We start from the raw sequence: 26,033 nt of genomic DNA, 5'->3' as shown, positions 1-26,033 counted from the left end.
GGCGATTCGCGTTCGGCCGTCGACCGCGCTGGACCGGCGGCCGAACACCCACCGACCACACGACGACCGAGACAACCAAGTGTTGTTAGGCTAACCTTATCGCCATGGGTAAGGGATTGAACGGCCTACTCGTCAAGGCATGGGGCGGCAACGACTACCGAATAACAGTCACCTCCAGCGAATACATCACCGACAAATTCTTGCGGTTGGGTTTCGCTGCGGGTGGACTGCTCGCCGATCACCCCGTACACCCCACCCAGTGGGTTCGCTGCTGGATACCGCTCGACGACGGATCCAAACTGCACCAGCGCGGCTACACACTGGTCGATCCGGACCCCGAACGCGACCACTTCTTCATCGACTTCGCCATTCACCACGGCCCCGCGGCGAACTGGGCCCAGCGGGCACAAGTGGGAGACGAACTCGAGGTCACCGTACTCGGCTCGGATTTCCAACTACCCACCACGAAGCCCAGCGAGTACATCATCTTCGGTGACACCGCCTCGATTCCGGCGATCAACTCGCTACTGGACACGATCGGGGACGCCCCCGCCCGACTCTGGCTGGAGTGGCAGTACGAATCGGACCGGCAAATTCCCCTGCGCACCAAACCCCATCACGAGGTCACCTGGCTGCAACGCATCGATGACGGCCGACTGATGCGGGAAGCCGCCCAGGAACTCACCTGCCCGCCCGACGCCTTCGCGTGGATCGCCTGCGACGGGCAGACCACCCGCTCGGTGGCCAAGAGCTTCAAGCAGATCCACGGTCTGCCCAAGAGCTCCATGAAATACCAGGCCTACTGGAAATAGTCCCGAGCACACTCTTGTCGACGGCACCGAAATCTCCGCTCGTACCGGGACGGCGGCGGATCGACGAATCCGCCACCGTCCCCACGGCGCGCTACCCGAGCACACTGCCGCGATACGACGATCGCATTCAGGCGGGGACGTGTTCCAATCGCCAACCACCGGCCCGGGAGCGTTCGTTCCAGAAATCGGCGTAACGGCCGCCGAGTTCGAGCAGTTCGGCATGCGTACCCTGCTCGACGACCCGTCCTCCATCGAGGAAGAGAATCTGATCGGCGTGCGCAATGGTGGCCAATCGATGCGCCACCACGATCACCGTCTTGTCCCGCGTCAGCTCCCGCACCCCCCGGACAACCACCTCCTCGCTGTGCGGGTCGAGAGCACTGGTCGCCTCGTCGAGCAGAACGATCGGCGCGTCCTTGAGCAATGCCCGCGCAATGGACACTCGCTGCCGCTCCCCACCCGACAGCGTCGCACCGCCCTCTCCGACCGCGGTGTCGTAACCATCGGACAGCCGCTGCACGATCTCGTCGACTCCGACGGCCTCGCCCGCTCGCCGGACCTCCTCGTCGGACGCCGAGGGCCGGCCCACCCGAATGTTCTCCGCGATCGAACGGTTGAACAGATAGACGTTCTGGAAAACCAGCGACAACTGACCGAGCAGGGTGCGCGACGGCTGCTGCCGCACATCGTGTCCCCCGACCCGGACCGACCCGGAGCCGACATCGTAGAAACGTGCCGCCAGCCGCAGCACCGTGGTCTTACCGGCACCGCTCGGCCCGACCAGCGCGGTCGTCGTCCCGGGCGGCACCCGGAAACTCAGCCCCGACAGCACTGGCTTACCGGGCCGGTACTCGAAGGACACATCCTCGAAGACCACCTCGGGCGGCCCCGGCCGCACCTCGGTAACGCTTTCGGGCAGCACCGGTTCGGCGAGTAGGGCGGTGACCCGATCCACGGCCGACCCGGCCGAACGCAATGCGGTCCCGAGCTGGGCGGCCTGGTTCAACGGTTCGACGAAACGCGAGGCCACCGCGATCAAGGCAATCGCCGCGACCACCGAGATATCCCCACCGGTCGCCCGACCGACCGCGATATAGGTGAGCACCAAGAACACCGCTTGCACGACGACGGCGAATGCGATCAGACCGGGCACCGCGGAGAACACCCCACCGACCAGTGCGGACTTCTGCCGCTCCAATGCGGTGTCGAGGGCGCGATTGGCGGAGCCCACCGCTCCGAAGGAACGTAATACCGGCTGGACCTGCGCGAATTCCACCACCCGGGCATCGACCTCGGTGGCGGCTTCGTGCATACGGGCATCCGCACGCAGATAGGAACGCTCGCCCAGGCGGTTCACCAGCAGCAGCATCAGAGCGGCGATCAACATCGTCGCCGAAATCCGCCAGTCGACGAACAACATGCCCACGGCGACACCCAAGGGCACCAGCACACTGGTCAACACCTTGGGGACGAGATAGGCCACCGCGCCCTGGATCTCACGCACATTCTCCACTGCTGTCCGCGAAAGCGGTGCGGCGGAACGGGTTTCGAACCATCCCAGGGGTAGCTCATTGAGATGATCACCCAGTCGTGTCTGCAATCCGCCCTGCATACCGACGGCGATACGCAGTCCGATGGTGGTCTGTAGATAGGTGAACACACCCATCGCGGCAACGGCGACCACCAGGGCCGCGATCCAACCCCATACCGCGGTGAGCTCGTCCTCGAACAAGGCCTCGAGCACGGGCACCAACAGTACGTAGGCCGCTGCCTGGCACAGTGCCTGCGCGAGAATCACGGCGAAGAACCGCGGAGTCAGGCGCGTGTACTCGGGAGGGACGAGTCCGAACAGTTTGCGAATCAACGATTCTCCTCCGCATCGACCAGAGAGACGACGTTCAACGCGGCCTCATTGGTCTCCCACAGTTTCTGATAGACGCCGCCCGCCGCACGCAGGGCTGCATGGGTTCCCCGCTCCACCAGTTCACCGTTGTTCAGCACCAGGATCTGGTCGACTTCGGTGATGGTGTGCAACCGGTGCGCGATGACGAGCACGGTTCGTTCCGCCACCAACGCGGCGAGGGCATCCTGCACGGCGGACTCGGATTCCGGGTCCGCGAAGGCGGTGGCCTCGTCCAGGACCAGGATCGGGGTATCGGCCAGTAGCGCGCGGGCAATGGACAACCGTTGCGCCTCACCGCCGGACAACACCGCGTCCACCCCGATCTCGGACTCGTAGCCGCGGGGCAGGGCCATGATCCGTTCATGGATCTGCGCGGCGCGCGTCGCCCGTTCCAGGGCGGCCGTATCCGCGTCGGGGCGGGCCAGCAGCAAATTGTCTCGGATACTGCCGCGTATCAACCGCACATCCTGGAACACGAAACCCACCGTGCGGTAGAGCTCGTCACCGGGGAAGTCTCGGATATCGCGTCCGCCGATGGTGATCCGTCCGGCGCCGACGTCGTAGAACCTGGGCAATAGCTTGGCCAGGGTGGATTTACCCGAACCGCTGGGACCCACGAGCGCGGTGATGGAACGCGGTGGAAGTTCCAGGTTGATGTCCCGGAGCACCTGGTGCCCGTCCCGATAGGAGAATCCGACGGACTCGAATCGCACGGTGCCGGCCGATACCGACTCGTCGACCGGCTCATCGGTGGACGTGCCCGGCTGTAGTTCCGGGGTCCGGCGTAGGTCGTACAGCCGCTGTGCCGCCGCGCCGGCCGCACGGATGGTCTGGCCGCTGTAGCCCAGGCCTAGCAGGGAACTCCCCAACCCCAGACCGACGAGGACGAAGGGCAACAGATCGACCGGCTCCCACCAGTGCGCGCCGACACCGGCAGCGCCGACGACGACTATCACCGCCATGACGAATACGGGACTCACGACGACATCGGAGATCGCTTGCAGGCGAATGAGCGGTTTCTTCCACCGTTCGAGGCTGCGTGTCTGGCCTTCGACCGCCTCCTGGAAGGCCTGATGCGCCTTACCTGCCTGTCCGAACGCACGAACGACCTGGATCCCGTCGGCGAATTCGATGATCGTCTCCTGCACCCGCCGCTCCCAGCGGTTGTAGACGGCCAAACGGTCGCGACTGTCCTGATCCATCATGCGGCTCATGGCAATGCCGTAGCCGAGCAGCGGTAGCAGCAGCACCAGTGTGAGCCGCCAGTCGACGGTGAACAGGTACACGAGTGTGACCAGAGGAACCATGATCGCGCCGACGAGTTCCAGCCGGGCATGGGCGATCAGGAAATGCAGCGATTCGACATCGTCCTGCAGATATTTCTTCACCTCGCCCGAGGTGCGGTCGCCGAACCAGCCCATCGGCACCTTGGTGAGTTTCTCGGCCAACAGCCGACGCACCGTCAGCTGGTAGCGCGCGTCGGTCAGATGCGACCAGGCCATTGCGATCGCCTGTAGCGCGACCCGCCCGAGGAAGACGAGCACCGCTGCCGTCACCAGGGTCCGCACGCGTTCGGTATCCATCGGCTCGTCGAGCAACTCTCGACACGCCTCGACAATGAGCACGAAAGGAACGACGGCGCAGATCGAGGCGAACGCCATAACGACCGAGGCCAGATTCATCGCCGTGCGTACCGGTGCCAGAATCTCGCGTCGCGCCCGCGCCTCGTCCTGCTTGCGCTGTTTCAGCACTGCCCGCGATGGCCGGTTTCCCGTTTCCGCCGCGGGCAGCGGAGCGACTTCCACCGCCATATGTCCTCGCTAAGTTGTGCTTTCGTTACCGGATGGGCCCGGTGAACCGGATCGGGTCCAATCTTCACACACAACAGAGCGGAAAGAAAGGTTAGCCTAAGTTATCTTTGCTCGTTCGAAGCCCGCCCCCAGACCCCTCGACTTCACGACTCGACGATCAGCCGCCCCTCCGAGGTCCACCACGCCCGGTGCCCGCTGCGGAACAACCGACCACCGGGCTCGAACGGATCGTCCAAGAACCGATGCCGATCACCGCCGTCGGCGAAACCCTCGGCCAGAGCACACCCACCCACATAGATCTGTCCGGCCACCCCCGGCGGCACCGGCCGCAGCTCGGGATCGAGAATCAGTGCCTTCGCACCGGGCACCGGCCTGGTCCACCCGGTGGCCGCAACGGCTCCACGGGTAACCGGACCGAGGTAGGCGGGCACGTGCAAAGCAAAGGTGGCCACCGCCTCCGGCGTCAATGTCCGCAGAGCCGCGGAAAGTTCCGCCCCACCGCGAATTCCGACAAGGTCCCAGCGTGCCACCGTGGGCAGACGCCCACTTCCCGCCGTCACGAGACGAATGGGCGTCTCGACCTCGGCCACCACCTGGGTCACCGCATACCGCTCGACGAGCCCGGCCAGCGCCAGGGGGTCTCGTCGCTGCGTCTCGGTCGGCACGATCACCGTGGCCCCCGCCGACCACGCGGCTATCAGGTCCACCGAATTCTGCGCCTCACCCCACGGGAGGGCGAGCAACCGCACATCGGCGGGCCGCAACGCGGGATCAATACGACACGGCCGACGATCGGCGGCCACACAGCGACGATCCGCCACCGCCACCGCCAGCGCGTCGAGGCCGAGCAACAGACCGCGATCACCGAAGCGGCCGCCACCTGCGCGCACCGCGGCGACGAATTCGGCGAGAAGCCCTACCAGCGCGTCCCCACAGGGGCCGATATCCGAGACCGGGGACCGTCGCCGATGGTCTTTCGCCCCGAACAGCTCGCCGTAGGTGAGCACCTCGTCCCCGACCCGCGCGGCAATCCGCGATCCGGGCACCGCGTGACCATGCCGGATCACCGTGGCCAGGGCGGGCACATCACACGGTTCGACACCGATGGACCACTCACCCAACACCCGTTCCCGATCCCGGGGTAACAGCTTGGGCTCGGCAATACGGCCGACGCTCCTGATATCGTCCACGACGGTCATCGGTCACCTCCTCGAACGGGTGGCGGGCCCGGTACCGACCTGGGAGGTTCGCTCACCACCGTTCCCGCTCTCCTCGTCCGACCGGCACCTTTCTCGCCGAGACCCACGGCGGCACCACGCCGGACACAGTCACGCTTCTGAGTGTAGGCTTACCTTACCCCCAAGGAAAAGAAATCATCCAACCCGACGCTGTTTCCCTTGTCACGACGACGCACCCGGAGTCGGCCGATCCACGAGACCGCCCCTAGAGTCGTTGCGATGAGAAGAAGGCAGCAGCCCCCGCTGCCCAAGCGGCACGGGCTGGACCCGGCACGGCTCCGTCTGCCCGAGGACGGTGACTGGGCCACCATCCGTGACCATCTGGTGCACCGACTCCCCCGGGTCTCCCCGGAGCGCATCGATGAGCTGCTCCGCGAGGGCGGAATCGTCGACCTGAACGGCCCTATCGCCCCCGACGCGCCCTATGTGCCGGGTGGCGCGATCTGGTTTCATCGCGACCTGCCCGAGGAAACACCCGTACCCTTCGACATCCCGATCGTGTACCGGGACGAGACCATCCTGGTCGCCGACAAACCACATTTCCTGGCCACCATCCCCCGTGGCCGGCACATCCTGCAGACCGCCCTCGTCCGACTGCGCCGCGAACTCGATCTACCCGATCTGGTTCCCGCCCACCGACTCGATCGGGCCACCGCCGGACTCGTCCTGTTCGTCGTCGACCCGGCACGACGCGGCGCCTACCAGACCATGTTCCATCGCCGTACCGTGCGCAAGGAGTACCAGGCCATCGCTCCGCACGATCCGAGCCTGGAACTACCGGTCACCGTACACAGCCGAATCATCAAGGAAAAGCACGTATACGCCGCTCAGGAGGTCCCGGGCGAACCCAACGCGCACACCCGGATCGAGCTACTCCAACACCGCGACGGCCTGGCACGCTACCGCCTCCACCCACTAACCGGCCGCACCCACCAACTCCGTCTGCACATGAACTCGTTGGGTATCCCGATCCTCGGCGACGATCTCTATCCGGTGCTCACCGACAAACCGATCGACGATTTCACCCGCCCGCTCCAACTGCTGGCCTCGGCCCTCGAATTCACCGATCCGGTCACCGGCACGCTCCGGCGCTTCGAGACCACTCGCACACTCCAGGCATGGGAGTCCTACCAGGACTGGGTCGGTCCGGCCGCACCCCGGCCGGACCGACACCGCGAGATCGATACGACAGACCACGACCAGCGCTGACCGCACTACCCCCTCACGGCCCGCTCTCCGGCGGCTCGTCACCGGAGAAAGCTCCTTCCAGGGGTAATGGCGGCCCGTACGTCTCCTCCGCGCTCACGATCACCTGAGTCCGGGCCGCCACCCGATCCAGGTCGTCACCCAGGTGACCGATATGCGGCACGAACACCGCTTCGGCCCGTTGGCGTTCGATCACCCCCAGCAGCTTCTCGATCGGCTCCTGGGTCGCGGCGGAGAACGCGATGGTCTTGCAGAGGTTGAAGCCGAGCCGTTTCGCCAGGCCACGCATCTGCGTTTCATCCCATTTCTGATGGACCCCGGAGATATCGGTGCGTAGATACCCGATGGCCGGCGGTCGCTCCGGCCATATCACCGCGCACCACCGATCGCCGCGGCGAAGAGAGTATCGACGCCGACCCCGATGATCCGCTCGTCTTCGGTCCGTAGCCCGTAATACGGTAGGCGGTAATACGGCGGGCCGAACTCTGCGTAACCATTGTCCCGATCCGTTCGCATGTCTTACCCCTCCTGCACGGATGTTCTATAGATCAGGATCGGTCCGATCGAGTGGCAGCGGAACTGCCGTGGTAGTACGTTATGCCGCCCTTTCACCGACCTTTCGCTCGGCGCATGTCCCCGTTAGCGCGAAAAGCGAAGGCCGACCGGATGAATTCCACCGGCTCACCGACCATAACCGATGATTCCGATACACCGGGCGAACACCCCGAAACCGAATGACGAGGCGAACGGGCAGCTCACACGTCACGTGACAATAGTTGCCAACAGTGGGAACAGGCAATCCGAAAATCGATTTTTGAAACAGTACTGTTTACGCCACCTCGGGTTTGGGCCCAACTCGGGGAACGAGTCGCCGAAGCCCTCGGCGACCGCTCCGCGATGAAACAAGGATTCGCCCATGAAGAAGTTCGCTGTGTACGGAATCGGCTGCGTCGCCACCGCAACCCTGATGCTGAGCGGCGCCGGCGTCGCCTCCGCCACCGACACCCCCGTCCCGAGCACCGGCTCGGCGTCGGGATCCTCCTCGCAGACCGTGCTCCAGCTGGTGAAAATCCTCTCGACCGGCAGCTTCGCGGGAGGCGGCGTGATCGGCCGATAGACCGGACGATCACAATCCAGAACCCACACGGTTCGAAAAGGCCCGTCTCCGCAGCCCGGAGACGGGCCGTCCGCTTTTCGCCATCCCCTCACGGTGCGGGTTCACCATGCTCGAGATAGCGAACACTGTTCTCGACATACGCGGTATGACCTTGCCGAATACGCCGAGCAAGCCGCGGAATCACCATCCCGTCGAGCCGTTCCACCGAAACCCATTCCCAGCGGTCCAGTTCCGACCGCTGCAATACGATCTCCCGTTCATCGCCGAGCTCCCCGCAGTCGAACAGGTACAAAACCTTGTCCCCCTCATTCGGATGCGGTGCCCAATCGTGCACCAGCAAACGCCGAGGCGGGCGATCCACACCGAGTTCCTCCCGAATCTCACGCCGACAGGCGGCAGCCGGCGCCTCACCGGGCTCGACATATCCACCCGGAACATCCCAGCCGTGACCGTACGTTTTGTGGACGAGCAGCACACGGTCACACCGCACGAACAATGCTCCCGCCGCCATGCGCGCCCGGGCGAAACCTTCCGTCATCTCTCCACTCTCGCCGCGACCACACCTTTCCGCCCACACCATGATGCTCGGACCCGCACATCTCTTCGATACGGCCCCGAAACCGATGCGGTCATTCCGAGTCCGAACAATTCGCGCACCCCAACCCTCCTGCCGGTTCGAAACAACCCCCGATTGCTACGTCAAAGCCGACATAAGGAAACGAATACGTCAGCAGATCAATGGGTTTCCAATGGGTTTCGGATCAAACGAAAGAACCGGATGCCTTCGTCAAGACGTCCACCGGCCACCCTCGACCGGGCGACCGAAGACCAAGTCGCCCAGCATGATCGCGATCGGAGACCATCGAGCGTAGGTCTCACCGTTCTGTTCTATTACATCGGCCTGCGCGACCACCCGCGTCAACTGCCCATCCAAATGGCCGACAGTCGGTACGAAAACCGCCTCGGCGCCGTACATCCTGATCCGTTCCGCCAGAAGCATCAACCGATGGACCTGGGCGGCATCAACCCGAATGAAGTCGCACAACTCGTATCCGAACCGGACAGACAACCGCTTCATCCTGTGCTCATCCAGCACCCGAGCGTCACCGCTGAGATCGGTTCGCAAGTAGGCGACGGCAAGTACTCGACCGGCCGCAGCTCGATAGGAAGATGCGGTCATATGCGTGAACCTCCGGCACGGGCGGCGCGCCATCGGGCGATAACGCCATCCACCTCGTCCTGTGGGCGGTACGAACGGTCGGTATCGAGATTGCGAAGAGCCGTGGCGATATGCTCGAAAGTGGCACGATCACGGCATTCGCTTTCCCGCCAAAGTCGATGTGCGGTCGCCGACGTCCGGGTTTTGATGGGCGTTCTGACCGGCAAGGCCGGTGCCTCGCCATCACACGGCATCATGGTGTCCGCGTCGGCTGCGGGCAGACCAGGAGAAATCTCTGTCATCGGAGACCTCGATAGGAGTTGTGGTCGAGTGTCGAGTTCCACGCCGGGCCGATCAGGTTTCCGAGCCCGAGCGGGAACCGAAGTTCTGCTACCTCGAGCGCATCAAGGATCTCGTGACGTATAGGGACGCCGTAATCGCCAATGTGGGACTTATAGGGACATTTTCGAGCAGTATGAAGGCATGCCGAATGAACGCCTCCGGACTGCAATGGCTGCCGCAAACCTCACGAAGTACGCCCTTGCAGATCGATTGGAAGTCAACGTGAAGACCGTGGAACGGTGGATAACCCAGGGCTGATGCCCTCATCCAAGGCTTCGGCTCGCAGCCGCTCACGCATTGGGTCGTGACGAAACCTATCTGTGGCCTGAACTTTTGGCCGGCAGTCGCGCTTCCGCGGCATCCCTGTCCGAAATGGTGCAGATCTGGCCGACTCGCCTCGAAGTGCCACATGATGTATGGCGCGCGCTCATGCGACAGGTCACAAATCGTATCGACGTTCTCGTCTACGCAGGCGGTTTCCTGGTGGAATCACTCGACTTCGTAGATGTCGTTCGTACCAAGGCAGCAGCCGGCGTCGTGATTCGAATCCTTCTGGGTGAATCGGATTCACCCGAGGTGATTGCTCGTTCTCGCGAAGAGGGCCTACCCTCGCTGCCTCAGCGCTGTCGGTCGACGCTTGAATACCTTTGGGAAACAACTTCTTCCCCCATGGTCGATATCCGTACCCATCGCACTCCGCTGTACAACAGCATCTACCGCTTCGACGACTCGATGCTCGTCAACACGCACAGCTATGGCACCTATGCAGCGAGGTCACCGGTCCAACATTTACAGCGGGTACCCGGCGGCCACCTGTTCGGCTACTACACGGAGTCATTCGAAGCCGTCTGGGCCACGGGTCGCCCGGCACTACTCTGAGTTCATGGGTCGCCGAATCGACTACCACCAAGATCCCAACGCGCCGACCGCCAATAGTGTGCGACCGAGCGCCGCCGCCTTCATCCACCGTGATGGCACGGTCCTACTGATATGTCGATCCGATAATGGAAATTGGTCCATGCCCGGTGGTGCACACGATCCGGGTGAATCGTTGACTCGAACCGCTGTCCGCGAGACCCGGGAAGAGGCCGGCATCGATATTGGTGTCACCGGGCTGGTCGGAACCTTCACCGACCCCACCCACGTCATCCACTACACGAGCAACGACGAGGTTCGGCAGGAGTTCACGGTGGTCTATCGAGCCGAGCCGATCGGCGGCACCCCGACGCCCAGCGACGAAAGCACACAAGTCGAGTGGGTTCCGGTCAACCGTATTCCCGAGCTACGGATGGACCCCAGTCAACGGAAGCGGATCGATTGGGCGCTCACCCACGATGAGCCCTATATCGATTCGGACCCACGCTGAACAGCCCCACGTAACCAGGGCTCCGCTCGCTTCATAGCGGTGTGAACGACACTTCCGGCCCCGTATCGGCTCAGAATTTCCGATAGGCGTTCGTCCACGGTGAATGCTTCTCCATGTAGACCGGTGGAAAGATCCGCCCACCACATGAAATCATCGGCAATGTCCAAGGCGGGAACACGCTTTCAGCGTAAACGGCTTGAAAATACTTCTGTCGAACCCGCGCACCTTTGCCTCGACCTCGGACGCGGTGTGAAACGCGACAATATGACACCCCACGGGCGAGTACCCGAGCGAACGCAGCAGCCGCGCCCCGTCGATCGGATGAAATCCGGTATCCGGATAGCCGTAGCCGACATCATGCAGGTACGCCGCCGTTACCGCATCCCTACGCAAGGGCGACGGCAGACGGTGCGCGATACTCTCCATCCGCCGGCACACCCATTACCGAGACAATCAACCCGCGACAACCGTATACGCCGAAGGCCCGCCCCCGACGAAACGGGAAGCGGGCCTTCGATATACGACTGTCAGTCGAAGTGGAGTAGGCCTACTTGGCCTTCTCCAGGATCTCCACCAGCCGCCACCGCTTGGTGGCCGACAGCGGGCGGGTCTCCATCAGCTGCACGCGGTCGCCCACACCGGCGATCTCGTTCTCGTCGTGCGCCTTCACCTTCGAGGTGGTGCGGATGATCTTGCCGTAGAGCGGGTGCTTCACCCGATCCTCCAGCTCCACCACGATGGTCTTGTTCATCTTGTCCGAGACCACGTAGCCGATCCGAACCTTACGGCGGCCCCGCTCCTCGGTCACCTTCTCCTCGCTCATGCCGCATCTCCCTTGTCAGCGGGTCCGGTGGCCAAACCGAGCTCACGCTCACGCATGACCGTGTAGATACGCGCGATTTCGTGACGCACCACACGCAGCCGGCGGTTGTTGGTCAACTGACCCGTCGCCATCTGGAAGCGCAGGTTGAACAGCTCTTCCTTCGATTCACGCAGGCGGGAGACGAGCTCCTCCTCGGTCAGCTCGCGGAGCTCTGCGGCCGGTGTTCCGGTAGCCATCAGAACTGCTCCTCCCTTGTCACGATCCGGCACTTCATCGGGAGCTTGTGCATCGCGCGGCGCAGCGCCTCGCGAGCGATCTCCTCGTTCGGGTAACTCATCTCGAACATCACCCGACCCGGCTTCACGTTCGCGACCCACCATTCCGGCGAACCCTTACCGGAACCCATACGGGTCTCGGCGGGCTTCTTGGTGAGCGGACGGTCCGGGTAGATGTTGATCCAGATCTTGCCGCCACGCTTGATGTGGCGGGTCATCGCGATACGCGCCGACTCGATCTGCCGGTTGGTGACATACGACGGTTCCAGCGCCTGGATACCGTATTCACCGAACGCCACCGAGGTGCCGCCCTTGGAGATACCGGTGCGCTTGGGGTGATGCTGCTTGCGGTGCTTGACCTTGCGCGGCATCAGCATGGGTCAGCCCTCCTGCTTTTCTGCCGGGGCGTCGGCCACCGCGGTGGCGGCGCGCCCGGCCTCGGTGCTGGTCGCGGTGGTGCCGGAGGAGCCGGAACGACGCGGGCGGCTCGGCCGCTCCCGACGCGGACGCTCGCCGGCCGGAGCGCTCGTGGCGGCCTGCTCACGGCGGCCACCCACGATATCGCCCTTGTAGATCCACACCTTCACACCGATGCGACCGAAGGTGGTCTTGGCCTCGTACAGGCCGTAATCGATATCGGCACGCAGCGTGTGCAGCGGCACCCGGCCTTCACGGTAGAACTCCGAGCGCGACATTTCGGCACCGCCCAGACGGCCCGAGCACTGCACGCGGATGCCCTTGACGTTCGGCGAACGCATGGCCGACTGGATGGCCTTGCGCATGGCGCGACGGAACGCCACACGGTTGGACAGCTGCTCGGCCACACCCTGGGCGACCAGCTGGGCATCGGTTTCGGGGTTCTTGACCTCGAGGATGTTCAGCTGCACCTGCTTGCTGGTGAGCTTCTCCAGCTCGGCCCGGATGCGGTCGGCCTCGGCGCCGCGGCGGCCGATGACGATGCCCGGACGCGCGGTGTGGATGTCGACGCGAACCCGGTCGCGAGTGCGTTCGATCTCCACCTTGGAGATGCCGGCACGCTCCATACCGGTGCTCAGCAGCCGGCGGATGGCGACGTCTTCCTTGACGTAGTCCGCATACTGCTTATCGGCGTACCAACGGGACTTCCATTCGGTGGTGATACCGAGACGGAAGCCGTGGGGGTTGATCTTCTGTCCCATTTACTTCGCCCCTCCCTTCCGGCGGCCACGAGTGCCACCTGCGGTGGGGACGCTCTCGACCTCGATCGTGATGTGGCTGGTGCGCTTGCGGATACGGAACGCCCGACCCTGGGCACGCGGCTGGAACCGCTTCATGGTCGCGCCCTCGTCGACGTAGGCCGTCGAGATGACCAGGGTGTCCGGGTTCAGGCCGAGGTTGTTCTCGGCGTTCGCCGCGGCGCTGGCAACAACCTTGGCGACGGGCTCGCTGGCGGCCTGCGGAGCGAACTTCAGCAGGGCCAGGGCCTCATCGACCCGCTTGCCGCGGACCATGTCCACAACGCGGCGAGCCTTCATCGGAGTCACGCGGACGAACCTGGCGGTCGCGCGTGCGGTCGGGTTCTGAGTCTCGGTCGTCGTCATCGCCGCTTGCTCTTCCGATCTTCCTTGACGTGGCTCTTGAACGTCCTGGTCGGCGCGAACTCACCGAGCTTGTGGCCGACCATGGCCTCCGAGACGAACACCGGCACATGCTTGCGGCCGTCGTGGACGGCGAAGGTGTGGCCGATGAAATCGGGGATGATGGTCGAGCGACGCGACCAGGTCTTGATGACCTGCTTGGTGCCCTTCTCGTTCTGCGCGTCCACCTTCGCGAGGAGGTGGTCGTCGACGAACGGGCCCTTCTTGAGGCTGCGTGGCATTTCTTACCTCCTCCTTAGCGCTTCTTGCCGGTACGACGGCGGCGGACGATGAGCTTGTCGCTCGGACGGTTGGGCTTACGGGTGCGGCCTTCCGGCTGACCCCACGGCGAGACCGGGTGGCGACCACCGGAAGTCTTGCCCTCACCACCACCGTGCGGGTGGTCGACGGGGTTCATGACCACACCACGAACAGTGGGACGGCGACCCTTCCAGCGCATACGGCCGGCCTTACCCCAGTTGATGTTCGACTGTTCGGCATTGCCGACCTCGCCGACGGTGGCGCGGCAGCGCACGTCGACGCGGCGCATTTCGCCGGAGGGCATACGCAGTGTGGCGTAGGGGCCTTCCTTACCCATCAGCTGGATGCTGGCGCCGGCCGAGCGGGCCAGTTTGGCGCCGCCGCCGGGACGCAGCTCCACCGCGTGGATGGTGGTACCGGTCGGGATGTTGCGCAGCGGCAGGTTGTTGCCGGGCTTGATGTCGGCGGTCGGCCCCGACTCGATGACGGTGCCCTGTGTCACGCCCTTGGGGGCGATGATGTAGCGCTTTTCGCCGTCCCTGTAGTGCAGCAGCGCGATGTTCGCGGTGCGGTTCGGGTCGTACTCGATGTGCGCGACCTTGGCGGGCACGCCGTCCTTGTCCAGCCGACGGAAGTCGATCAGCCGGTAGGCGCGCTTGTGGCCGCCACCGCGGTGCCGGGTGGTGATCCGGCCGTGCGCGTTGCGGCCGCCCGTGCTGTGCAGCGGACGGATCAGCGACTTCTCCGGGGTGGACCGGGTGATCTCGGCGAAGTCCGAGACGGACGAGCCACGGCGGCCCGGGGTTGTCGGCTTGTGCTTACGGATTGCCATGAGTTCTTCTCTGCTTTCTGGAATCCCCGTCGCTTACGCGACCGGGCCTCCGAAGATCTCGATGGGCTTGCTGTCGGCCGAGATGGTCACGAGCGCGCGCTTGGTGTTCTTGCGCTTGCCGTAACCGAAGCGGGTCCGCTTGCGCTTGCCCTGACGGTTGGCGGTGTTGACGCTGGTGACCTTCACCCCGAAGACCTTCTCGACCGCAATCTTGATCTGGGTCTTGTTGGAGTCCGGGTGCACCAGGAAGGTGTAGGTGCCTTCCTCGATCAGGCCGTAGGATTTCTCCGAGATGACCGGCGCCAGCAGAATGTCGCGCGGATCGGCGATGGTGGTCACTTGCTCTCCTCCTGTGCGGCCGCTGCGTCCTGCGCAGACTCCTCGGGACCGTGGACGAAGGCGTTCAGTGCCTCGACGCTGAAGACGACCTCGTCGCTGTCCAGCACGTCATAGGTGTTCAGCTGGTCCGGCGCGAGGATGTGCACGAACTCCAGGTTGCGCGCGCTCTTCCACGCGGTGACGTCTTCCCGGCCGACCACGAGCAGGAACTTCTTGCGATCCGACAGCTCGGACAGGAAGGTCTTGGCGGTCTTGGTGGACGGGGTCTGGCCCGCAACCAGCTCGCTGATCACGTGGATGCGCTCGTTGCGCGCCCGGTCCGACAGCGCGCCGCACAGCGCGGCCCGGATCATCTTCTTCGGGGTGCGCTGGCTGTAGTCGCGCGGCTTCGGGCCGTGCACGGTGCCACCACCGGTGAACTGCGGGGCGCGGGTCGAACCCTGACGGGCGCGGCCGGTGCCCTTCTGGCGGTACGGCTTCTTACCACCACCGCGGACCTCGCCGCGGGTCTTGGTGGAGTGCGTGCCCTGGCGAGCGGCGGCCCGCTGGGCCACGACCACCTGGTGCATCAGCGCGATGTTCGCGGTCACGTCGAAGATCTCCGCGGGGAGTTCGACGGTGCCGTTGGTCTTGCCACCGATCTCCTTGACCGGCAACGTGAGGTTCGCGGACTTCTTCTCCGTGCTTACTGCGGAGCTGGTCATGCGTGCGCACCACCCTTCACGGCGCTCTTGACGATCACGAGGCCGCCCTTACGACCCGGGATCGCACCCTTGATCAGCAGCAGGCCGTTCTCGGCGTCCACCTTGTGGACCGACAGATTCTGCGTGGTGACGCGGTCGTTACCCATCCGGCCGGCCATCCGCATGCCCTTGAACACGCGGCCGGGGGTGGCGCAACCACCGATGGAGCCCGGACGACGGTGCACGGCCTGCGCACCGTGGCTGGCGCCCTGGCCACGGAAACCGTGGCGCTTCATGGTGCCCGCGTAGCCCTTGCCCTTGCTGATGCCGGTGACGTCGACGTAGCTGCCCTCTTCGAACACGTCGGCGGACAGTTCCTGGCCGACCTCGAAGTTGGAGGCATCCGCGACGCGGATCTCCGCGACATGCCGCCGCGGGGTGACACCGGCCTTGGCGAACTGACCGGCGACCGGCTTGTTCACCTTGCGGGGGTCGATGGCGCCGTAGGCGAGCTGCACGGCGCTGTAGCCGTCCCGCTCGGCGGTGCGGATCTGAGTGACCACGTTGGGACCGGCCTTGACGACGGTCACCGGAACGACGCGGTTCTTCTCGTCGAACACCTGGGTCATGCCGAGCTTGGTGCCCAGGATGCCGGCCGCGGGCCGGTTCTTGTTGTCAGTCATATCTCGAGTCCCCGTCACTGAATGTTGACGTCGACGCTGGCCGGCAGGTCGATGCGCATGAGCGCGTCGACCGTCTTCGGCGTCGGGTCGAGGATGTCGATCAGCCGCTTGTGCGTACGCATCTCGAAGTGCTCGCGCGAGTCCTTGTACTTGTGCGGCGAACGGATGACGCAGTACACGTTCTTCTCGGTCGGCAACGGCACCGGCCCGACCACCTCGGCGCCCGTGCGGGTCACCGTCTCGACGATCTTGCGCGCAGACGCGTCGATCGCCTCGTGGTCATAGGCCTTGAGCCTGATGCGGATCTTCTGTCCCGCCACGCTAAGTGTCCTTTTCTCCGCTTTCGTTCGTGGTCCGGATGCCGGCCAGGCGCCCGTACCACCCTCCTTTGCACAGCCCGAACACACGATGACGTCTCAGTGGAGACCACGACCGGGGTCTCGCCCGATCCGCGCCGCTGTTCATCTGTCATGGTTCTCCGGTCCACGCGGTCGGGCGTGTCGCCCGTCCGATCATTCCTCGGCCCCGGATGAAATCCTGCTCGGGCTGTCGGAACCGTTGTCCCGGACGCACCCACACCGAAATCGGTGAGGTACTGGATGGCTACTGCTCGCCTCGCCCGGTTCGTGGCTCCAGGTCGACCGACGATGGCCGGTCGCGGACACGCCCCGCTGCAAGGCAACCCGAACAGTATGCACGACCCCGGTGAACCCATTCAAATCGGGGGTCCCGCGAGCCGTCCACCGACACCACAGTGGATATACCCTTATCTTACTCATGAGTAAGATAAGGGTATGGCGAACGAGACCGCGACCTATCGCAGTTGGCGCAAACTGCCGGACAACCGGTGGGGACATGCCCTGTTCTCACTGGGGATGGTCGCTCGAGTGCCCTATTTCGCCACGGTCCTACCGACCGTGGTGCGCCTGGAGCCCGGCCTGTGCGAAGTCACCGCACCGAAGTGGTTCGGCGTCCTCAATCACCTCGGCACCTTCCACGCCATTGCCGCGTGCAATCTCGCCGAGGTTGCCATGGGAATGCTCAGCGAGGCGACGGTGCCGACCACCCACCGCTGGATTCCCAAGGCGATGAAGGTCGAGTACCTGAGCAAGGCGGAGACCGGGTTGCGGGCCGTCGCCCGGCTGGACGAGATCCCCGACTACACCGCCATCACCGAGGGACGGGACGTGGTGGTGCCGGTCTCGATATACGACACCGCCGGCCGTGAGGTCGTGCGCGCCGAGATCACCACCTGGGTCACGGCCGTGCGCGCCGGCTCCGACGAAGCCGAACCCGCCTGATCCCGGAACCCACGCATCGTCGCGGGTGTCCGTGACGCATGGCACCGAACAGTGGGGGCGGTTGCCCCCGGGAAGTGGTGCGGCTTGAATGCCAGCATGGCTGTGGGCGCGGTTCGAGAATTCGATGTGTGTGTGGTGGGGCTGGGCCCCACCGGCCGGGCGCTGGCACACCGCGCCACGGTGGCCGGGCTTCGGGTCGCCGCGATCGATCCACGGCCGGACCGCTTGTGGCCGCCGACCTTTTCCTGCTGGGTCGACGAACTACCCGACTGGCTGCCCGCCGATGTCATCGCGAGCCGGATCGAAGCCCCCGTCGTCCACACCACCAGGGAACATCGAATCGAACGCCCATACTGTGTGCTGTCCAAGCCGAAACTGCGGGACGCACTGCCGATCGACGACGCCACGGTGTATGCCGGACGGGCAACCCGGGTCGAGGCACATACGGTCGAACTGGCCGACAGCACCACCGTGCGCGCGACCACCGTGGTCGACACCCGCGGTCTTCCCACGACCGGCGACCGCCGCGCCGCCAGCGCCCACGGCATCTTCGTGGACGCCGAGACCGCCGCGCCGATGATCACCGACGGCGAAGGTCTGCTGCTGGACTGGCGCCCGGAGAACGGCGCGGGTCCGGACGAGCCGCCGTCGTTCCTGTACGCGGTACCGCTGGGCGACGGCACGGTGATCTTCGAAGAAACCAGCCTCGGCCTACGCGGCGGCATGCCCCAGCACGAACTGCGCAGGCGGACGCTGAATCGCCTTGCCGCCCATGGCATCCGACTCACCGGCACGGAACCGAGCGAGGCTGCGCACTATCCCCTGGACCAGCCACCGCCGCGCCGCGGCACCGGGCGAGTGGTCCCCTTCGGTTCCCGCGGCGGCATGATGCACCCCTGCACCGGTTACAGCGTCGCCGACTCCTTCGCGTTGACCGATACCGCGGTCGACGCCATCCGACGCGGCACGGACCCGATTGCCGCGCTCTGGCCCTGGCGGGCCCGACTGGTCTACTGGATGCGGATGCGCGGCCTGTGGGGCCTGGGACGGTTGACGACGGCCCAGTCCATCGCCATGTTCGACTCGTTCTTCTCCGCCTCGCCACGCGGACAGCGCGCCCTGTTGTCGGCACACGACGACTACACCGCGCTCGGCGCCGTGCTGTTCAACACGGTCGCCCACACCTGGCCGTTTCACTGGCGCTACGACCTCGTCGGCTGGACCAATCGCAACCGCTGGGTCGGCCACGAGTTTCCCGCCCCGCATTCCGCCGGGACGACCGAGGGCGGCGACTCGGTCGAAATCGGCGGTCGCGAGCACGAATGAGAACGATGCGGCAAGATCCGGTCTCCCATCCGCACGGCATATCCCCGGGGCGCGCCGGGAATCAGCCGCTGGTTTCGGCGGCCCGGCGGTAACCGCGCACGGCCGGATAGCCGAAAACCGCGATGACCCCCACGACCCACAGCACGGTATCGATCAGCGGTTCGGCGACCGGACCGCCGTAGGACAGCCCCTTCATGGCCTCGATGGCGCAGCTCATCGGCTGGTTCGCCACCGCGGACTGCAACCAGGTGGGATAGGCCATGACGGGTACGAAACCGGAGTTGAAGAACATCAGCAGCGTTGTGACGATACTGATGGCGTTCACCAACAGCACACCCTCGGTCAGGGTGGCCAGCGCGGTGATGAAAACCGCGAACCCCATTCCGAACAACACCGGAATACCGATCAACGCCACGGCGGCGAGTGGCCCCTGATCGAAACGGAATCCGATGCAGTAGCCGACCGCGATCACGAACAGCGTGGTGATCAGCACCCGAATGGCCTCGGCCAGCAACCGACCGGTCAGCCCGGCGGCCCGGTGCACCGGCATGGTCCAGAATCGCCCGAGCAGCCCGGTGGTCTTCTCCGTCTTGAAGCCCAGGGCGGAGATCATCGCCCCGGTCATCGCCGCCACGAGGGTGATCATCGGGACGGTGCCGTAGACACTGGGTCTGCCGGTGACGGCGGTGATCGAGTCCCCCAGGACCACGCGGAACATCAACAGCGTCAGCGCCGGGTACACGAGGGCCTGGATGGTCGTCGTCGGATCCCGCATCCAGACCATCAACAGCCGCTTGCACTGGATCAGGCTGTGCGTCGCCCAGGCCCGCAGCGAGGATTCCGACCGGCCCTCGACCTTCGGCAGCATCGTGGCCGACCGCACCAACTCGTCCGCCGCTTCATCAACAGTGCTCAAACCCACCTCGCTCATGCCCGCCTCACACTCGCCCATACCGCGAAGGGGGTGAATACCACGGCCAATCCGACCAACCAGGTCAGCGGCACCCACAACACCTGCCAGGTCACTCCGTCGGCGGCCATATCGCGCAGCGCGAAGGAGAACTGCGAGATCGGCTGATTGCGGACGAAGGGCCGAATCCACTCCGGGAACCCGGTCTCGGGAACGAAACCGCACGACATCATGCCGAAGATCAGGGTCGGCAGGGTCAGCGCTTGACTCAACGACTCCGGACTCTTGGTCAACGAGCCGAGCCCGTCCGCGCCGATCGCCAGGATCGTGCCGACGGCCAAGGCGAAAACACAGAACAACACGGCCTGACCCCATCCGGCCGAGAACCGGAACCCGATGACATGGCCGAAGATCACCGCCGCGGTCAACGACACGACCGAGCGGACCATACCGGCGGCCAGGCGCGCGGTGAACGGAACCAGCGATCCGATGGGCATGGTCTGCAGCCGGGTGCTGAACCCGGTCAACGCCTCGAACGCCGCCAACTGCGCATTGGACATCATGGTGAAGGCCATGGTCTGCAGCACGATGATCGGCATGACGTACTGGGCGTAATCAATGCCCTGGACCTTCATCACGAAGCGCAGCGGCAGGTAGAACCCGACGGTGAACACCAACGGGGTGATCACCGCGACGACCAACTCGCCCTTGGTGGCCATGGTCCGGACGATGCGGGCGGTCAGCGCCCGCCACTGCGCCCATGAGGAGACCCGCGTCCGCGGCAGTTCCGTGAACAACCCCGGACCGGTGGTTCCGGTATCCGCGACGGTCACGCCGAATCACCCGACCGGCTGCCGGAATGACCGGTTATGGACAGGAACACATCGTCGAGCGAGGGCCGGCGCAAGGCGATATCGGCCAGATCCACCCCGGCCGTGTCCAGACGGCGCAGCGCCTCGGTCAGGGTCGCGGCACCGTCGGGGGCGGGGATGGACAGCCGGTCGGAGCCGGCGAGTTCGGCGCTCACCGCGGCGGGCACCAGATCCCCGAGCGCGGTGGCGGCCCGCTCCAGCGCGGAGGGGTCGAGGGGCACGACCTCGCAGTAGCTGCCGCCGGTCTTCTCCTTGAGTTCGTCGGCGGTTCCCTCGGCGATCACCGTGCCCTTGTCGATGACGATGATGTTGTCGCTGAGCACATCGGCTTCTTCGAGGTACTGGGTGGTGAGCAATACGGTGATGCCCTGTTCTTTCAGGGCGGTCACCAGATCCCAGACACCCTGCCGGCTGCGCGGGTCCAAACCAGTGGTCGGTTCGTCGAGAAACACCACCTCGGGTCGCACCACCAACCCGCAGGCGATATCGACCCGCCGCCGCATACCACCGGAATAGTGACGCACCGCACGACGTCCCGCGCCGACGAGATCGAACTCCTCCAGCAGGTCATCGGCGCGCTGCCGCGCCGCCTTCTTGCTCAAACCCATCAGCCGACCGAACAGCTCCAGGTTCTCCCGACCGGACAGATTTTCGTCCAGGGCGGCGTATTGCCCGGTCATCATGATCGACCGGCGCACCCCGGCCGGATCGGCACGCACATCGTGGCCCGCGACCACAGCGGTCCCCGCGTCGGGGCGCAGCAGGGTGGACAGGATCTTCACCGTGGTGGTCTTTCCCGCACCATTCGGACCCAGGATGCCGAGGACAGTGCCGCGCGCCGCGGTGAAACTGACTCCTTGGAGCGCGTGCACCGCGCCGAACGACTTGCGCACGTCCTCGACCCGCACGGCGACTTCGGCCGATTCGGAGCCGCGGTCCGCGCCGACGGGCTCGGTGTCCGCCGACGGGGGTGGCGCGGCGGCCCGGCGCGACGCGGGGGCGGGCGCGTCGGTGACGACCGCAGACCCCGCGGATGTCTCCTGGGTCGGTTCGGAGTGGTCCACCGACCGACCCGTGTCGTCGGCGGGTGGTTCGGCTTCGTTCGAACTCGGCATCAACTCTCCACTATCGGCCGGATGAGGCGACGGGTCGCCGGAGTGCTCGGATCGGCGCCCCGGTAGGTGATCCTCGACGCCGAGCGCGATGTTACCGACCGTGCTCAACGCGTCCGCCGCGCCGACCTTTACCCTGGCAATCCGAGCTTCAACTGTGTTTCTGATCACATTTCGGACTGTCGGTACGATTCGCAGCTGGTCGCTGTGCACAGAGGCAGCATCCGGGCAGTATCCGCGCCTTGTCGGCCCCCTACCCCGGCCATAATCTGAGCCTCATGGCCGATACCGCACAGCCAGAGGTGGCGGTGCGTTCGGGAGGATCCGGCCGACCGAGCGTGCTCATGTCCCACGACCCCCGCACCGGGGAAACCATCGGCAGCTACGCCATTCAGCAGGCCGACGATATCGATCGTGCCGTCCACGCGGCGCGCGTGGCCGAGAAATGGTGGGCCGCAATGAGTTTCGGCACGCGCAAACGGTGGTTGCTGGACTGGAAGCGGATAATCGCCCGGCGCGCGGGCGAATTGGTCGATCTGCTGCGCGAGGAGACCGGCAAACCCGAGGTGGACGCCGCGATCGAGGTGATGCTCGCGGTGGAGAACCTGGATTGGGCCGCCCGCAACGCCGGTCGCGCGCTCGGCCGGCGTTCTCTGGCGCCGAACTGGCTCACCCGCAATCAGCACGCCTCGGTGGGATACCTGCCCCTCGGCGTGGTGGGGGTGCTCGGCCCCTGGCACAACCCGGTGTTCACCCCGATGGGTTCCATCGCGTACGCGATGGCCGCGGGCAATGCGGTGGTGTTCAAACCCCACGAACTGACCACCGGTACCGGCGTGTGGTTGGCGCGGACCTGGCGGGAACTGGCACCGGAGCAGCCGGTGCTGCAAGCGATCACCGGGGACGAGTCGACCACGGCCGCACTGTGCGAGACCGGCGTGGACAAAATCGCCTATGCCGGCCCGGAAGCCGGTGGCCGCGAGGTGATCGCCCGATGCGCCCGCTCGATGACCCCCGTGGTGGTCGAACACAGCGGTAAGGGCGCCATGATCGTGCACGTCGACGCGAAGCTGGAAGAGGCCGCCGAGGCCGCCGTCTTCGGCGCCATGGCCAACGCCGGTCAGAACGCGACCGGCATCCAGCGCGCATATGTCGCCGCATCGGTGTACGACCAGTTCCTCGAGATGGTCGCCGAACGGGCCCGGGTGCTCCGGCCCGGCGCGGCACAGCGCTCCTCCTACGGCCCGATGATCCTGGAGGCGCAGGCCGAGGTGGTACGCCGCCAGGTGCGCGATGCGTTGGCCCGCGGCGGACGGGCCGTGGTCGGCGGATTGGACTCGATCCGGGACCCTTATATCGAGCCGATCGTGCTGGCCGAGGTGCCCGAGGATTCGCTGGCGGTGACCGGTGAGGGGATCGGACCGGTATTGATCGTCAACCGGGTGGCCGACCTCGACGATGCGGTGGAGCGGGTGAACAAAGCAGGTCGCGGTATCGCGGTATCGGTGTTCACCCGCGATATGGCCGAGGTGGAGAGCTTCGCCGAACGGCTGCGGGTGGGCGTGGTGACGGTCAATTCCGCCACCACCTATGCCGGGATCCCGGCGCTGCCGTTCGGCGGGGTGGGCGAGTACGGGCAGGGACACAGCCACGGCGAACTGGGGCTGCGCGAGTTCAGCCGAACCCTGTCCATCGCCCGCAAACGACCCGGCGGACCGCTGTATCTATCCACCTTCGACCGCAAACCGCGGCAGCTACGGCTGACCCGCGCGGTATTCCGCCTCCGGCACGGTATCTGGGGCTGAGCGCCGGCGCCCGGCCGGTCACCGGCCCAACAGCACCGCCATCATGAGCGCGTGCAGCCGGGCCATCTGTTCGGGGCGGGCGTCGAACCTGATCAACCGGCCCACGTCGATGACCTGCCCGATGGCCGAATGCACCCGGAAGCGGGCCTCGGTCGGGTCGGTGTCGAGCAGATTCGCCCACTCCAATACGTTCTGCCGTTGGATAGTGCGCAATTTGTGCTGCTCGGTCTGGGGCAGGTTGGAGAATTCGGCGTAGTAGACCGGCATGATCTCCGGCATGGCGAAGCTGAGCCGGACATAACGCTCGGCGATCCGGTGGGCGGCGTCGGCGCGGCTCGTCGCCTCGGCCAGGGCCTCGGAGATGGCGATGGCGAGCCGGTCACCGGTGCGATGGAAGGCAGCGGCGAGCAGATCGGATTTACTGCTGAAGTAGCGGTAGACACTCGAGGCGTTGATCCCGACGGCGGCGCCGATCTCCTCGATACTGGCCTCGTGGTAGCCCCGACGACCGAAGATCCGGATGGCCTCGGTGAGCAGCTGCTCCCGCTTCGATGTCACCGGTAGGCCGCGCTGTCGGGGGACCGGGTCGGTATCGAGCGGGGCGGGCGGAAGTTCGGTGCGCACGATCGCCCAGGACATATCCCGCAGCAACGACAGCAACCGGGAGCCGGCCAAGGAGGTGCGATGGGCGGAGATACTGCCGATCACGCTCAGCACCCCGGCCGCGAGCAGGGCGATATCGGCGGGGGATGCCTCGGGCCGCAGTTGGGCCACCGGCTCCCCGAAGGTGGCGTTGATATCGTCGTAGAGGGCCTTGACCCGGGCCCGGTCGGCCCGCTCCAGATACCGCCCCTCCCACCGGTACAGGCCCGCTTCCCGCCGGACCTCGATGGTGTGCTCGGCGACTGCGGTGATGAGCTTGTCGAGCCGCTCCTCCGGGTCCAGATCGGGTCGATCCGCGTCCCGGGCCGCGGCCAGCAGATGCCGCGCCCCCTCTTCGGCGGCAGCCACCAGCAGGGCGTACTTGTTCGCGAAGTGGCGGTACAACGCCGGTCCGGAGATTCCCACCTCGGCCGCGATCTCGTCCACCCCGACGGGGTAGTAGCCACGCTCGCTGAAGGCCCGAGCGGCCGCTCGTACGATCTGTACCTTGCGGTCCTTGGGCCGGCGACGCGCGGACTGACCATTGCGACGGTCCGCCGAGCGGTCGCGCACCAGGTCGATCCCGCTGCGTTCGGCGACCATGCACCTCTCCGTTCTGTCGACGACACTGTCGGTTGACAGCGCCCGACCAGTCAACCTAAGTTAACCACAATTCGCAAATGTTAACGATAATTCACGGCCGGGCTAAAGCCGACCCGCATCCTCAGGGAGCACACATGGTCAACACCGATTCCTCCTCAACCCAGTCGGCCGCGGGCTTCACCGTAGTGCGCGACGGTCGGGTGCTGCGGGTGACGATCACCAAACCCGCCCGTAAGAACGCCATAGATTACGACACCCTGGTCGCGCTGGGCGATACATTCCTTGCCGTCGCTGAAGACACCGCCGTTCGGGTCATCGTATTGACCGGCGCGGGCGGCGACTTCTCCACCGGCGCGGACCTGGCCGCCGGCGCCGCCGAAGGTGCCCGCGGTATCACCCCGGACATGGTGATGGACGCGGCGAATCGTCTGGTGCGAGCCATTGTCGACTGCCCTGTTCCGGTTGTCGCCCGCCTGCGCGGCGCGGTCGCCGGGGTCGGTGTGGGTATCGCGCTGGCCGCCGACCTGGTCTACGCCGAAGCCGATTCCTACCTGCTGCTGGCCTTCATCAATATCGGTCTGATGCCCGACGGCGGCGCGGCCGCGTTGGTGGCCGCGGCCGCCGGTCGCCCGCTGGCCGCGCGGCTGGCGCTGCTGGGTGAACGCCTGCCCGCCCCTGCCGCCCACGAGGCCGGTCTGTTCACCGCCGTACTGCCCAACGTCGACGAACTCGACGCCGCCGTGGAAGCCGCCGTCGACAAGATCGCCCACGGCCCCCGCCGCGCCCTGGAACTGACCAAGAAGGCGCTCAACCGCGCCACCCTGACCGCCCTGGACACCGCCTTGGCCGATGAGAAGACCGGACAGGTCGAACTGCTCCGGTCGCCCGACTTCTTCGAAGGCGCCGCCGCCATGCTCGGCAAGCGCAAAGCGGTCTTCGCCGAATAGACACCCCGCCCCCACAGACACCCGAAACGGCCGCCTCCGGTTCTCACCG

Annotated in this window: 32 protein-coding genes; 9 read left to right on the top strand and 23 right to left on the bottom strand. The window is 65.6% G+C overall.

Annotated elements, in window-relative coordinates; genetic code table 11:
* Positions 1-104 precede the first annotated feature (104 nt).
* Complete coding sequence (locus ON32_RS03490) at positions 105-812, top strand: siderophore-interacting protein (protein WP_040788628.1); 708 nt, start codon at positions 105-107, stop codon at positions 810-812.
* Positions 813-939: 127 nt separating this feature from the next.
* Here the strand turns inward: ON32_RS03490 and ON32_RS03485 are convergent, their stop codons facing one another.
* From ON32_RS03485 to ON32_RS03475, 3 genes are all read right to left on the bottom strand, one after another.
* Positions 940-2,676 (bottom strand): ABC transporter ATP-binding protein, encoded by a 1,737-nt coding sequence (locus tag ON32_RS03485; RefSeq protein ID WP_040788627.1) that lies wholly within the window; start codon positions 2,674-2,676, stop codon positions 940-942.
* On the bottom strand, positions 2,673-4,526 hold the full coding sequence (locus ON32_RS03480) for an ABC transporter ATP-binding protein (protein WP_040788625.1): 1,854 nt from the start codon (positions 4,524-4,526) through the stop codon (positions 2,673-2,675). Before ON32_RS03480 ends, ON32_RS03485 begins: the two co-directional genes overlap by 4 nt.
* A 143-nt stretch (positions 4,527-4,669) precedes the next feature.
* Positions 4,670-5,725, bottom strand: coding sequence for an AMP-binding protein (locus ON32_RS03475; RefSeq protein ID WP_040788624.1), 1,056 nt, complete (start codon positions 5,723-5,725; stop codon positions 4,670-4,672).
* Positions 5,726-5,983: 258 nt separating this feature from the next.
* On the opposite strand from ON32_RS03475, the gene ON32_RS03470 reads away from it, so the two are divergent.
* Positions 5,984-6,973, top strand: coding sequence for an RluA family pseudouridine synthase (locus tag ON32_RS03470; protein ID WP_083873959.1), 990 nt, complete (start codon positions 5,984-5,986; stop codon positions 6,971-6,973).
* Positions 6,974-6,986: 13 nt separating this feature from the next.
* On the opposite strand, the gene ON32_RS26820 is transcribed toward ON32_RS03470, so the two are convergent.
* Complete coding sequence (locus ON32_RS26820; RefSeq protein WP_051132809.1) at positions 6,987-7,343, bottom strand: hypothetical protein; 357 nt, start codon at positions 7,341-7,343, stop codon at positions 6,987-6,989.
* Positions 7,340-7,486, bottom strand: a complete 147-nt coding sequence (locus tag ON32_RS28670) for a hypothetical protein (protein WP_157224058.1) — start codon at positions 7,484-7,486, stop codon at positions 7,340-7,342. The genes ON32_RS26820 and ON32_RS28670 overlap by 4 nt, the downstream gene beginning before the upstream one ends.
* A 400-nt stretch (positions 7,487-7,886) precedes the next feature.
* Here ON32_RS28670 and ON32_RS03460 point away from each other — a divergent pair, with 400 nt between their 5' ends.
* On the top strand, positions 7,887-8,087 hold the full coding sequence (locus ON32_RS03460; protein WP_040788623.1) for a hypothetical protein: 201 nt from the start codon (positions 7,887-7,889) through the stop codon (positions 8,085-8,087).
* 88 nt (positions 8,088-8,175) lie between these two features.
* On the opposite strand, the gene ON32_RS03455 is transcribed toward ON32_RS03460, so the two are convergent.
* On the bottom strand, positions 8,176-8,625 hold the full coding sequence (locus ON32_RS03455; protein WP_040788837.1) for an NUDIX domain-containing protein: 450 nt from the start codon (positions 8,623-8,625) through the stop codon (positions 8,176-8,178).
* Positions 8,626-8,874: 249 nt separating this feature from the next.
* Positions 8,875-9,267: a hypothetical protein gene (locus ON32_RS03450; protein ID WP_157224057.1), complete on the bottom strand. Its 393-nt coding sequence runs from the start codon at positions 9,265-9,267 to the stop codon at positions 8,875-8,877.
* A gap of 693 nt (positions 9,268-9,960) precedes the next feature.
* On the opposite strand from ON32_RS03450, the gene ON32_RS28665 reads away from it, so the two are divergent.
* Both ON32_RS28665 and ON32_RS03435 read left to right on the top strand, forming a co-directional pair.
* Entirely contained in the window at positions 9,961-10,467 is a 507-nt protein-coding gene (locus ON32_RS28665; protein ID WP_157224056.1) for an XRE family transcriptional regulator, read from the top strand.
* Positions 10,352-10,954: an NUDIX hydrolase gene (locus ON32_RS03435; RefSeq protein ID WP_306307646.1), complete on the top strand. Its 603-nt coding sequence runs from the start codon at positions 10,352-10,354 to the stop codon at positions 10,952-10,954. Before ON32_RS28665 ends, ON32_RS03435 begins: the two co-directional genes overlap by 116 nt.
* Positions 10,955-11,104: 150 nt before the next feature.
* On the opposite strand, the gene ON32_RS27535 is transcribed toward ON32_RS03435, so the two are convergent.
* From ON32_RS27535 to rpsJ, 12 genes are all read right to left on the bottom strand, one after another.
* A complete protein-coding gene (locus ON32_RS27535; RefSeq protein ID WP_083873957.1) occupies positions 11,105-11,380 on the bottom strand; it encodes an HD domain-containing protein in 276 nt (91 codons plus the stop codon).
* 121 nt (positions 11,381-11,501) lie between these two features.
* The gene (gene rpsQ, locus ON32_RS03430) at positions 11,502-11,777 is read right to left on the bottom strand and encodes a 30S ribosomal protein S17 (protein ID WP_040788617.1); all 276 of its coding nucleotides are present in this window, start codon (positions 11,775-11,777) and stop codon (positions 11,502-11,504) included.
* Positions 11,774-12,013, bottom strand: a complete 240-nt coding sequence (gene rpmC / locus ON32_RS03425) for a 50S ribosomal protein L29 (protein ID WP_039822435.1) — start codon at positions 12,011-12,013, stop codon at positions 11,774-11,776. The genes rpsQ and rpmC overlap by 4 nt, the downstream gene beginning before the upstream one ends.
* Entirely contained in the window at positions 12,013-12,429 is a 417-nt protein-coding gene (gene rplP, locus ON32_RS03420) for a 50S ribosomal protein L16 (RefSeq protein WP_040788616.1), read from the bottom strand. The genes rpmC and rplP overlap by 1 nt, the downstream gene beginning before the upstream one ends.
* A 3-nt stretch (positions 12,430-12,432) precedes the next feature.
* Complete coding sequence (rpsC, locus tag ON32_RS03415) at positions 12,433-13,230, bottom strand: 30S ribosomal protein S3 (RefSeq protein ID WP_040788615.1); 798 nt, start codon at positions 13,228-13,230, stop codon at positions 12,433-12,435.
* A complete protein-coding gene (gene rplV / locus ON32_RS03410; protein ID WP_040788613.1) occupies positions 13,231-13,632 on the bottom strand; it encodes a 50S ribosomal protein L22 in 402 nt (133 codons plus the stop codon).
* Complete coding sequence (rpsS, locus tag ON32_RS03405) at positions 13,629-13,910, bottom strand: 30S ribosomal protein S19 (protein ID WP_040788612.1); 282 nt, start codon at positions 13,908-13,910, stop codon at positions 13,629-13,631. Before rpsS ends, rplV begins: the two co-directional genes overlap by 4 nt.
* A gap of 14 nt (positions 13,911-13,924) precedes the next feature.
* Positions 13,925-14,761, bottom strand: a complete 837-nt coding sequence (gene rplB, locus ON32_RS03400; RefSeq protein ID WP_040788610.1) for a 50S ribosomal protein L2 — start codon at positions 14,759-14,761, stop codon at positions 13,925-13,927.
* Between the two features lie 33 nt (positions 14,762-14,794).
* Complete coding sequence (rplW, locus tag ON32_RS03395; protein WP_011207266.1) at positions 14,795-15,100, bottom strand: 50S ribosomal protein L23; 306 nt, start codon at positions 15,098-15,100, stop codon at positions 14,795-14,797.
* Positions 15,097-15,804, bottom strand: a complete 708-nt coding sequence (gene rplD / locus ON32_RS03390) for a 50S ribosomal protein L4 (RefSeq protein ID WP_040788609.1) — start codon at positions 15,802-15,804, stop codon at positions 15,097-15,099. The genes rplW and rplD overlap by 4 nt, the downstream gene beginning before the upstream one ends.
* The gene (gene rplC / locus ON32_RS03385; protein ID WP_040788607.1) at positions 15,801-16,466 is read right to left on the bottom strand and encodes a 50S ribosomal protein L3; all 666 of its coding nucleotides are present in this window, start codon (positions 16,464-16,466) and stop codon (positions 15,801-15,803) included. The genes rplD and rplC overlap by 4 nt, the downstream gene beginning before the upstream one ends.
* Positions 16,467-16,480: 14 nt before the next feature.
* Complete coding sequence (rpsJ, locus tag ON32_RS03380) at positions 16,481-16,786, bottom strand: 30S ribosomal protein S10 (protein WP_040788606.1); 306 nt, start codon at positions 16,784-16,786, stop codon at positions 16,481-16,483.
* Positions 16,787-17,260: 474 nt separating this feature from the next.
* Here rpsJ and ON32_RS03375 point away from each other — a divergent pair, with 474 nt between their 5' ends.
* Both ON32_RS03375 and ON32_RS03370 read left to right on the top strand, forming a co-directional pair.
* Entirely contained in the window at positions 17,261-17,767 is a 507-nt protein-coding gene (locus tag ON32_RS03375) for a hotdog fold domain-containing protein (RefSeq protein ID WP_051132807.1), read from the top strand.
* Between the two features lie 96 nt (positions 17,768-17,863).
* A complete protein-coding gene (locus ON32_RS03370; RefSeq protein ID WP_051132806.1) occupies positions 17,864-19,093 on the top strand; it encodes a lycopene cyclase family protein in 1,230 nt (409 codons plus the stop codon).
* Positions 19,094-19,154: 61 nt separating this feature from the next.
* On the opposite strand, the gene ON32_RS03365 is transcribed toward ON32_RS03370, so the two are convergent.
* The 3 genes from ON32_RS03365 to ON32_RS03355 are packed head-to-tail and all read right to left on the bottom strand — an operon-like array spanning position 19,155 to position 21,990.
* Entirely contained in the window at positions 19,155-19,961 is an 807-nt protein-coding gene (locus ON32_RS03365) for an ABC transporter permease (RefSeq protein WP_245550793.1), read from the bottom strand.
* Between the two features lie 59 nt (positions 19,962-20,020).
* Entirely contained in the window at positions 20,021-20,836 is an 816-nt protein-coding gene (locus ON32_RS03360; RefSeq protein WP_040788605.1) for an ABC transporter permease, read from the bottom strand.
* Positions 20,833-21,990, bottom strand: coding sequence for an ATP-binding cassette domain-containing protein (locus ON32_RS03355; RefSeq protein WP_245550778.1), 1,158 nt, complete (start codon positions 21,988-21,990; stop codon positions 20,833-20,835). The genes ON32_RS03360 and ON32_RS03355 overlap by 4 nt, the downstream gene beginning before the upstream one ends.
* Before the next feature lie 275 nt (positions 21,991-22,265).
* On the opposite strand from ON32_RS03355, the gene ON32_RS03350 reads away from it, so the two are divergent.
* Positions 22,266-23,792, top strand: coding sequence for an aldehyde dehydrogenase family protein (locus tag ON32_RS03350; protein WP_083873955.1), 1,527 nt, complete (start codon positions 22,266-22,268; stop codon positions 23,790-23,792).
* Positions 23,793-23,810: 18 nt separating this feature from the next.
* Here ON32_RS03350 and ON32_RS03345 read toward each other — a convergent pair whose 3' ends face one another.
* Positions 23,811-25,037 (bottom strand): TetR/AcrR family transcriptional regulator, encoded by a 1,227-nt coding sequence (locus ON32_RS03345; protein ID WP_040788603.1) that lies wholly within the window; start codon positions 25,035-25,037, stop codon positions 23,811-23,813.
* A gap of 134 nt (positions 25,038-25,171) precedes the next feature.
* Here ON32_RS03345 and ON32_RS03340 point away from each other — a divergent pair, with 134 nt between their 5' ends.
* Positions 25,172-25,984, top strand: a complete 813-nt coding sequence (locus tag ON32_RS03340) for an enoyl-CoA hydratase-related protein (protein WP_051132805.1) — start codon at positions 25,172-25,174, stop codon at positions 25,982-25,984.
* The last annotated feature ends 49 nt before the right edge of the window (positions 25,985-26,033 follow it).

The sequence above is a fragment of the Nocardia paucivorans NBRC 100373 genome (assembly GCF_000308675.1).
Lineage (GTDB): Bacteria > Actinomycetota > Actinomycetes > Mycobacteriales > Mycobacteriaceae > Nocardia > Nocardia paucivorans.
Note: the sequence above shows the minus strand (reverse complement) of the source record. Positions and strands in the feature narration are given on the sequence as shown.